Origin of the sequence: Bradyrhizobium sp. (assembly GCF_016213215.1) — a bacterium.
Taxonomy (GTDB): Bacteria; Pseudomonadota; Alphaproteobacteria; order Rhizobiales; family Xanthobacteraceae; genus Bradyrhizobium.
In genome coordinates, this window is the sequence record NZ_JACRAW010000164.1 from 71,815 (window position 1) to 80,849 (window position 9,035).

General features: G+C 65.0%; 6 protein-coding genes. 1 reads left to right on the forward strand and 5 read right to left on the reverse strand.

The genetic code is table 11. From position 1 onward, the window contains the following. Positions 1-132 precede the first annotated feature (132 nt). On the reverse strand, positions 133-2,157 hold the full coding sequence (locus HY852_RS27835; RefSeq protein ID WP_291608193.1) for an AsmA family protein: 2,025 nt from the start codon (positions 2,155-2,157) through the stop codon (positions 133-135). 202 nt (positions 2,158-2,359) lie between these two features. On the opposite strand from HY852_RS27835, the gene HY852_RS27840 reads away from it, so the two are divergent. Continuing rightward, positions 2,360-3,034 carry a Crp/Fnr family transcriptional regulator gene (locus HY852_RS27840; RefSeq protein ID WP_291608194.1) on the forward strand — a complete coding sequence of 225 codons (675 nt, stop codon included), beginning with the start codon at positions 2,360-2,362 and terminating at the stop codon, positions 3,032-3,034. A gap of 12 nt (positions 3,035-3,046) precedes the next feature. Here HY852_RS27840 and HY852_RS27845 read toward each other — a convergent pair whose 3' ends face one another. From HY852_RS27845 to HY852_RS27860, 4 genes are all read right to left on the reverse strand, one after another. After that, a complete protein-coding gene (locus HY852_RS27845; protein ID WP_291608196.1) occupies positions 3,047-6,220 on the reverse strand; it encodes an efflux RND transporter permease subunit in 3,174 nt (1,057 codons plus the stop codon). Beyond that, the gene (locus HY852_RS27850; RefSeq protein WP_291608197.1) at positions 6,220-7,149 is read right to left on the reverse strand and encodes an efflux RND transporter periplasmic adaptor subunit; all 930 of its coding nucleotides are present in this window, start codon (positions 7,147-7,149) and stop codon (positions 6,220-6,222) included. Before HY852_RS27850 ends, HY852_RS27845 begins: the two co-directional genes overlap by 1 nt. Before the next feature lie 176 nt (positions 7,150-7,325). Further along, the gene (locus HY852_RS27855; RefSeq protein ID WP_291608198.1) at positions 7,326-7,979 is read right to left on the reverse strand and encodes an OmpA family protein; all 654 of its coding nucleotides are present in this window, start codon (positions 7,977-7,979) and stop codon (positions 7,326-7,328) included. A gap of 140 nt (positions 7,980-8,119) precedes the next feature. Then, positions 8,120-9,035, reverse strand: a 916-nt coding sequence (locus tag HY852_RS27860; protein ID WP_291608199.1) for a tetratricopeptide repeat protein, incomplete at its 5' end; no start/stop codon positions are given.

A 9,035-nucleotide genomic window follows, 5' to 3' on the forward strand; every position in this document is an offset into this window, starting at 1 on the left:
CGCTTCCCGCTTGGCGCCAAGGTCACCGGTTGCCGCCATGAAGCACCGCTCCAGCGCTCCCTGCTCCCTTGCTGGGGAGGGGCGGAGAGGGGGGTAGCTCAGGAAAGGATGCGCCAGAGAAGTCCGCTGCGATCACCGGTTAAACAATTGGCGCAGCACGTCATTCATCGGCTGGCTGTCCGGCTGGCTGTCCTGGGCGACCGGCGGCGGATCGCTCTGTGCCGGTGCGGACGGTGCGGCCTGCGGAGGAGGCGTGCCGGGCGTCGTGGGCATGCTGCGGCTGCGGCCGGGCGCGCCGCTGTTCAGTCCCTGCTGGATCAGGTTGCCGAGGGTCTCGCCGAGCGAGCCGCCGAGCCCGCCAGAGGTCGATGGCTGCGATGGCTGGTTGCCGGAGCCGGCGCCGCTGCCGGAGGCATTGCCGCTAAGCCCGAGGCCGCCCAGAAGGTCGTTCAATCCGGCGCCATTCGGCCCGAACAGGCCCTTGCCCATCTCCCTGAGCTTGGCGTAGGCGGCGTCGGGATTGTCGAAGATGCCCGACATCTCGGGATAGATGCGCGGCTGCGACCAGGAGCCGTCGATGATGACGGGAATGCCGAAGCCGACCGGATCGCTGGTGCGGCCCTGGCCTTCGGTAGTCAGCACCAGCTTGGGCTCGACCCGGAACGCGATCAACTTGGTGCCGAGGTCGATGGTCCCGGCGCCCGTCACCTTCACCAGCGGGCCCACCAGGTTAAGGTCGGTCGTGACCGCCTGGCCCTTGTCCACGCGGAAAGAGGCGGAGAGCCGGGACAGATCGGTCGAAAGCTCCTTGCTATCCTGCCAGCCGGACAGCGTGCTCGTGGTCAGCGACCGAATCATCTGCGCCACGTTGATGCCGCGGATGGCGCCGTCCTGGAAGTCGGCGAACACCGTCCCCTGCAGATTCGACATCAGGGCGCGCTGGCTGCCGCCGACCGAGCGCAGCGCGAGCTTGGCCTGCAGCTTGCCGTCAAGCCTGTCGAAATGGGCAAGGCTGGTGAGGAGCGGCAGCGCACGCACGCCGACGAGGTCCGAATGCATGGCAAAGCTCGGGCTGCCGCTGGTCGCGTCCAGGATCACTTCGCTGCTGATCTGGCCGCCATAGGCGCCGAGATTCGAGACGCTGGCTTTCACGATTCCGCCGGCGAGCCGCGCATCGATCGCTGCCGGCGCGAAATGCGCGTCGCCGATATGGGCCTCGACCGCCGAGATTCGCGTCTGGGCGTCGACATAGTTCAGCCCGGAAACATTGATCGGGGCGTCGCTCCAGGGCTGCGAGGCCGAGGCGGCCTCGGATTTCGCCACGGCGATGTCGAGGCGCTGGAAATCGAGATCGAGCTTCACCAGCGGCTTGCTGGCGATGTCGACCGACGCCCAGCCGTTGAAGGCACCATCGCCGAGCATGCCGCTCACGCCGTTGAACATCACAATCGGGCCGTTGAGGCGGACTTCGGCCTTGCCCGACAACCGCGGAAGCGTGCCGGGCATGTCGATCGCAAATTCGACCGGTACGTTCGCCCGGTCGATCGGCGAGGTGGGCGGGGCCGCCTTGATGTCGAACTTGATGGCACTTTCGCCGGCGCGCGCGGTACCTGTGAAGGCAAGCTTGCGGTCGGGGCCGATCACGGCATCGGCGTTGATGGCATCGATGCGGCTTTCGACGCGGTCGCGCGTCGGGGAGAACGCCAGCGAGCCGTCCCTGATCTTCACCCGATCGATGCTCACCGGGCTGGCGTCGATCGCCGGTCCGAGCTTCGGCGGATTGGCGTTGGGCAGGCGCTCGCGCAGGAGGGGCAGGTAGATCACCGGATGGGTGACGACGAGTTGGCTGACCTGCGGATGGCCGGACCATGCGCTCGACAGCGACATGTCGGCCTGGAGGCTGTCGATCACGACCCGGTTGATGCCGGTACGATCCTTGGGATCCTCCAGCGTGAGATTGTTCAACGTCAGGTTCAGCGACGGCCACAGGCTTACTCGCGTCGTGCCCGCGATCGTCACACGGTAGCCGGTATCACGCTCGACCCGGGACTGGATCGCCGAGGTCACAAAGCCCGAAGGGATGCCGATCACCATCAGGAGCGCGAGGACGATGACGACGGAGGCGACCGCGGCGCCGGCGATTTTGATTGCCTTCATGTCGACTTTCCAAACTGGATGGCGGCCTCGAACCCGGCCGGGAGCTTCGCCCGTCCAGGCACCTTCGAGCTTATCCCGACCGGGGGAACCGCTCAAAGCCGCCAAAAATAGATCGCCGGTGCTGTCAACTTATGTGACTTATGGCACACTTCTTCGCGGGGTTGTCCGCGATGCTGGTTTGGTCCATTTCGAAGGTATTGCAATGAGCAAACAGGCCGAATTTGGGGTCATTCTGAAAATGAATCCCATGTTCGCGGACTTGGGTGCAGACGAATTGCACCGCTTGTCCAACCTTTGCCACACCCAGCACCTCGCCAGCGGGGAAATGCTGTTCCAGAAAGGCGATCCGGGCGATGCTTTGTTCGGGGTCCGGCGCGGCCAGATCCGCATCGAGACCGGCGCCCCCGACGGCAGTCGGCTGACGCTCAATTTCATGGGGCCGGGCGACCTGTTCGGCGAGGTGGCAGTCCTCGACGGGCAGAGCCGCACTGCGGACGCAACGGCCGGTGAAGCGAGCGAATTGTTCGTGCTGCGCCGGGAGGATTTTCTCTCCTTCCTCGAGCGCGAGCCGAAGGTCGCGATCAAGATCATCATGCTGCTCTGCCAGCGCATCCGCTGGCAGAGCGAGCGCATGGAAGAATCGATGCTGCAGCCCCTGCCGGTGCGCCTGGCGCGGCGTCTCTGCGCGCTCGCCGCCGACTTCGGCTCCGAGGTGCACATCTCCCAGGAGCAGCTCGGGGTGTTCGTCGGCGCGGCGCGCGAAAGCGTCAACCGCCAGCTCCAGGCCTGGCGCAAGGAGGCGATTCTCGACCTGCAGCGCGGCCGCATCCTGCTCAAGAACATGACCAAGCTGACGTCGATCGCAAGGAACGAATAGAAGCGCTCAGGGCTACTCCGCGGCGGGATGCACGACCTTGCCCGCCGTAACGGGTGAAGGCGCGGGCGGCGGTCCGGCCGGGGCCTCGGCCTCGCCATCCTCGGCGAGGCGCTCGGCATCGGGGCTGTGCACGATCATCAGCTTGCCGAAGCGCCAGATCAGCGAGCCGAAATCGTCCATCACCATGAACATCGCCGGCACGAAGACCAGCGACAGGATCGTGGAGAAGATCAGGCCGCCGATCACCGCAAGCGCCATCGGAGAGCGGAACTCGCCGCCGGCGCCTACGGCCAGCGCGCTCGGGATCATGCCGGCGGCCATCGCGATCGTGGTCATGACGATCGGGCGGGCGCGTTTCATGCCGGCGTCGATCATCGCCTCCTCGCGCGGCCTGCCGGAGCGAATCGACTCGATGGCGAATTCCACCAGCATGATGGCGTTCTTGGTCACGATGCCCATCAGCATCAGGATGCCGATCCACACCGGCGTGGTGAGTTGCTTGCCGGTGACGAGCAGGGCGGCGATCGCGCCGCCGATCGACAGCGGCAGAGAGAACAGGATCGTGATCGGCTGCAGGAAGGTGCCGAACAGCAGCACCAGCACCGCATAGACCATCATGAGGCCGGCGGTGATCGCGGTGGCAAAGCCCTCCGACAATTCGTTGAGGCTTTCGGCATCGCCCGAGGGGCTGACCTTCACGCCCTTCGGCAGGCTCTTCATCACCGGCAGCTCGTTGATCATCCTGGTGGCGTCGCCGAGCGCGGCGGAGCCGACGAGGTCGGCCGCGACGGTGGCCTGGCGTTCCCGGTCGTAGCGGTTGATGCTGGTCGGGCCCTGGTCGAGCTTGACGTCGGCGATCACCGACAGCGGAACGCCGCCCTTTTCGCCGCGCTCGCCGAGCGGCACGCGAAGCTGCTCGAGCGTTTTGAGGTTGTCGCGCGCGGAGTCTTCGAGCTGCACGCGGATCGGCACCAGCCGGTCGCCCGTGTTGAACTTGGCGAGCGCGGGACCGACGTCGCCGATGGTGGCAACCCGGATGGTCTGCGAGAGGCTTTCGGTGGAAACACCGAGCCGTGCCGCGAGGTCCGCGCGCGGCTGGATGCGAAGCTCGGGGCGCTCCAGCGCCGTTTCCGAGATCACGTTTGCGATGGTCGGAATCCGTTTCATCTGCGTCGCAAGTTCGCTCGCGACGTTGTTGACGATATTGCTGTCGACGCCGGTGACGACCAGCGAGATCGCCCGCAGCCCGTTCTCGTCGAGGAACCAGAAGCGGATATCGGGAACGTTTTCGAGCTCGTGGCTGATCGACAGCTCAAGGTCGTGCTGGGTGATCTTGCGTTCGTTCTTGGGCGTGTAGTTGACGATCAGCGCGGCGCGTCGCACTTCCTGCATTCCGGGCGGGACACGGCCGCCGTCGACGAACACGCTCTTCACTTCCGGCCGCTTGCGCAGCCGGGCGACGATGTCTTCCGTAACCTTCTCGGTGTAGGAGAGTTGGGTGCCCGGCGGCAGCTCGATCGCAAGGAGCGAGCGCGAGGTGTCCTGAGCCGGCAGGAAGCCCTGCGGCAGCAGCGTGATGCTCCAGATCGAGGCCGCAAAGACGCCGAGCCCGACCAGCACGGTGATGTAGTGGTGCTTCACCGACCAGGCGACGAGGCGGTGGTAGGCGCGCAGAATGCGGCCCGGCTCCGGCTCGTCATGGCCGTGATGCTTGAGGAAATAGGCCGCCAGCATCGGGGTGACGAAGCGCGCGGCCAGCAGGGAGAAGAACACCTGCACCGACACGGTGATGCCGAACTGCTTGAAGAACTGCCCGGCGATGCCGGACATGAAGCTTGCCGGCGCGAAGATAGCGATGATGGTGAGCGAGATCGCGATCACGGCGAGGCCGATCTCGTCGGCGGCTTCCAGTGCGGCGCGGTACGGCGACTTGCCCGTTCGCATGTGGCGCACGATGTTCTCGATCTCGACGATGGCGTCGTCGACCAGAATACCGGTCGATAGCGTGATCGCGAGGAAGCTGACGAGGTTCAGCGAGAAGCCGAGGATGTCCATCGCCCAGAATGCCGGAAAGATGGACAGCGGCAGCGAGATCGCGGCGATGATGGTGGCGCGGAGGTCGCGCAGAAACAAAAGCACGATAATGACCGCGAGGATGGCGCCTTCGAACAGGGTCGAGATCGCGGCTTCGTAGTTGCCCTTGGTGTACTCGACCGAGGTGTCGATCAGCTTGAGGTCGACGTCGGGGTAGGCGGCCTTGAGCGCGTCGATGCGCTTCTGCACGGCGGCGGCGACCACCACGTCGCTCGCGCCCTTGGAGCGCTTGATGCCGAGGGCGACCACCGGCTCGCCGTTGAAGCGGGCGAAGGTGCGGCGATCGGCGATGGTGTCGGTCACCGTGCCGAGGTCGTCGAGCCTGACCTCGCCGCCGCCGAACAGCGGGATCATGGTGCCGGCGAGATCGTTCAGCGAGGTGGCGCCGGCGAGCGTGCGGATCGCCTGGTCGTTCTTGCCGATTTCGGCGCGGCCCCCGGCGACGTCGACATTGGTGCCGCGCAGGCTCTGGCTGACATTGACGGCGGTCAGACCCATCGCCTGCAGCCGGTCGGGGTCGAGCGAAACCAGAATTTCGCGCTCGACACCGCCGATGCGCTCGACCTGGGCCACGCCGCGCACGCCCTGCAGGGCGCGCTTGACCACGTCGTCGACGAAATAGGACAGCTGTTCCGGGGTCTTGCCGGGCGAGATCGCCGCATAGGTGACGATCGGCAGTCCGATCACGTCCACACGCTGGATGAGCGGCTCGGTGACGTTCTGCGGCAGGTTGGCGCGCACGCGCGTGACCGCGTCCTTGACATCGTTGAGCGCGCGGTCGGTGTTGGTCTCGAGCGCGAACTGGATTGTGGTTATCGAGAGGCCGTCGGTGATCGAAGAGGAAATATGCCGCACGCCTTCGACACCGGAGATACCGTCTTCGATCGTCTTGGTGACCTGCGATTCAAGCTCGGCCGGCGCCGCGCCGAATTGCGCGACCGCCACCGATATCACGGGGATGTCGGCGGACGGCAGCCGCGTCACCGCCAGCTTGGTGAAGGAGACCCAGCCCAGGATCAGTAGGATGATTGAAAATACGATAGACGGCAGCGGGTTTCGAATCGACCATGCCGAGATATTCATTGCTGCCATCAGCGTGCCCGCGATCGATCGAGTTCATCAGCAAAGACGGTTTTGATCTGGTCGCCGTCGTGCAGCGAACTGCCGGCGTCGGCCACCACGATTTCGCCCACGGTAAGCCCTTCGAGGATCTCCGTGGAGGTGTCGGACGTCAGCCCGACGCGCACCTTCCGCGTCTCGACCGTGGTCCCTTTGACCACCTGAATAGTGAGATGATCAATGGCGGTGCGCGGAATGGCGACGCCGCAGCTGCGCTTGGCGTCGATGCTGGCGCGGGCGAAGGTGCCGACTTTCAGCGAGGGGGTGTTGGTGAGCGAGATCCGCACATGACCGAGCTGGGTCGCCCGGTCGATTTCCGGTGCGACCAGCCTGACCCGGCCCATCAGGTCGGGCGCGTTGTCGCGGCTGACTCTCACGGTGGCGCCGGGGTTGAGCTTGAGCATGTGCACGGAAGGCACCTGGGCATCGAGCTCGAGCTCGTTATTGACGGCGATGCGGAACATTGGACCCGCCTGCGGTGAAGCCGGCGCACCGACGATCGTCCTGACCTCCGTGATGAGGCCGCGGGCCGGCGCACGCAGCGAAATAGGTCCCTGCGGGCCTGGCCTTTGCGGCTGGCCGGGCATCTGCGCCGGCGGACTTAAGCGCGCCAGCTCCTGGTTGTCGGTCACCATGTCGCCCTCGCGGACAAACAGGTCGGTCACCCGCGAGCCTTCCTGGTCCGCGCTGACCACGGCTTCTCGCTTTGGAACGACGAAGCCGGTCACCCGCACCTGGTCGGAGAAGCAGGCGTTGGTCGACTTCGTCACCACGACGAGCGCCTGGCCCGGCGTATCCTTTTCCGCCGGCCGGGGACGATGCTCGAACCAGTAATAGACGGCTCCCAGCGCCACGAAGAACACGACGCCCGCCGCAGGCTTGAGGTATTCGGAGAAGTTCATCGCCGCATGGTCCAGGCTCTGTTCGTTGAAGCCGCCGGGGCGCGGTTCATGATTGTCGCAGGGACGTCCGGATCAGCCCCGACATGAAGATGCGTCCCGCAAGGCTGCGGGACGCGAATGATCAGCGAGACCTTACACCGTGTCACGACCGGTCACTTGAACGTTTGCGTCACCGGTCACTTCGAGGCGGTGGTCTTGTTTTCCATGTTGACGACCTGAACGCGCCGATTCACTTCCGCCATCGGTTGGCTCGGATCCTTCAGCTTGCTCTTTCCGTAGCCGACGGTGACGAGATCGGCCGCGCCAACGCTGTACTTGTCGACCAGGTAACGCTTGATCGCGTCGGCGCGCCGTTCCGAAAGGTCCTGGTTGTAGGCGTCGCCGCCGGCCGCGTCGGTGTGACCGGCCACAACAAAGGTTGAGCCCTTCAGGTCGGAGCTGGTGAGCGCACGCCCGAGAGCCTGAACAGCAGGCAGCGACTTGGCGCTGATATTGGCCGAGTTGTAATCGAAGGTAATTTCCAGATCGATGTTCGGCTTGTCCTTGGCCATGGTCGCGATTTCCTCGCGCTCGGTGACCGAGAGCGATCGTGTGGTGCGGCCGCGCACATTTTGCAGAAGCTTGTTCTCCACGGCCGTAGCAGCCGGATCGGTCTGCGGGCCGGTCGACAGGCCGCGCGTCAGGGGCTTCTTGGGCGGAGCAAGCGCCCGGACGATCTGATCTTCGGTCACATCGTCACCGGCCAGCGCGCGGCTGATCGGAAGCGAGAGCGCTGCGCCAACGGTGATGATTGAGAGGATCGCAGTCAGACTCTTTGCAGACTTTTTCATTTCCAGTCCCTCCAGCGCTATCCGCGCGGTTCCAAAATCCTGCAATAAGCCCTGGGAAGAAGGCCGTTCGGCATCTTCCGTTGGTCTTGGCCGCCGGCCCGGTGGTTCGGAGCCGGACGACCCTCAACTGAAAATACTGGTCAACGTACCCCGTAGCCGGCGAATTCCTGGACGATATTCGGGTCCATCGCCTTGGCATTAGCTATATCCAAAGCGCCTTCCGAAATCGAGCCGTTCCTCTGCTTGGCAAGGCCCCGGCCGTAAAGCGAGGACGTCAGGCGCGGGTTGATCTTGAGCGCGGCGTCGAAATCGGCGATCGCGTTCTTCGTTGCTCCCGACTTGAGGTTCAAGAGGCCGCGGCTGTCCAGGGCATCGACAAAATTCGGGCGCAGCCGCAGCGCCTCGTTGCAGTCCTTGAGCGCGCCTTGCAGGTCGTCGACTACCGTCCGGGTCCAGCAGCGATTGTTCAGCGCTTCGACGTCCTTGGGATTGATTCGCAGCGTGTCGTTGAAGTCCTTGATGGCAAGGTTATAAGCGCCCTTGCTGGCATAGACCTGGCCGCGCCGGTAGAGAGCGCTCACGTCGTCCGGGTTCTGGGCGATCTTGGAGCTCAGACTCTTGATGGTCGGATCGTCGGCGAGCGCAAGCTGCGTCGAACTGCCGCTCGAACTGTTGGTGTCGCTGCTCTGGCTGCCGGTGTTGCTGGCGTTATCAACAGGCGACAGGGTCGGGATAGACGGCTCCACCTTCGCCTTGGGCGGCAGCGGCGGCGGTGCCGGCGGCCGAGGTGGGTTGTCCGCGACCACGGGCGTCGGCGAAGGCTTCACGCTCGGGCTGGCGATGTTCGGACGCGAGCCGCCGCCGGGGATGAACGAAAAATCCTCCGCCAGCGAGGACGAAATCCATGGCACCTGCTCGCCCCGCGAGGCGCGGGTGACGCCGACACGGGTTCGGTTCAGCGTCTCTTCCGCCATCAGGTCGGGGACGCGGATCTCCTTCAGCAATTCCTGCACGAACAGGCTGTGCTCGGCGCCGGCGTCCGAAATCACCGAGCTC

Bases quoted from the DNA above. Each gene is read 5' to 3' on its own strand.
- HY852_RS27850 (WP_291608197.1), bottom strand. From the start codon at position 7,149: ATGAACTTCTCCGAATACCTCAAGCCTGCGGCGGGCGTCGTGTTCTTC.
- HY852_RS27835 (WP_291608193.1), bottom strand. From the start codon at position 2,157: ATGAAGGCAATCAAAATCGCCGGCGCCGCGGTCGCCTCCGTCGTCATC.
- HY852_RS27845 (WP_291608196.1), bottom strand. From the start codon at position 6,220: ATGGCAGCAATGAATATCTCGGCATGGTCGATTCGAAACCCGCTGCCG.
- HY852_RS27840 (WP_291608194.1), top strand. From the start codon at position 2,360: ATGAGCAAACAGGCCGAATTTGGGGTCATTCTGAAAATGAATCCCATG.
- HY852_RS27855 (WP_291608198.1), bottom strand. From the start codon at position 7,979: ATGAAAAAGTCTGCAAAGAGTCTGACTGCGATCCTCTCAATCATCACC.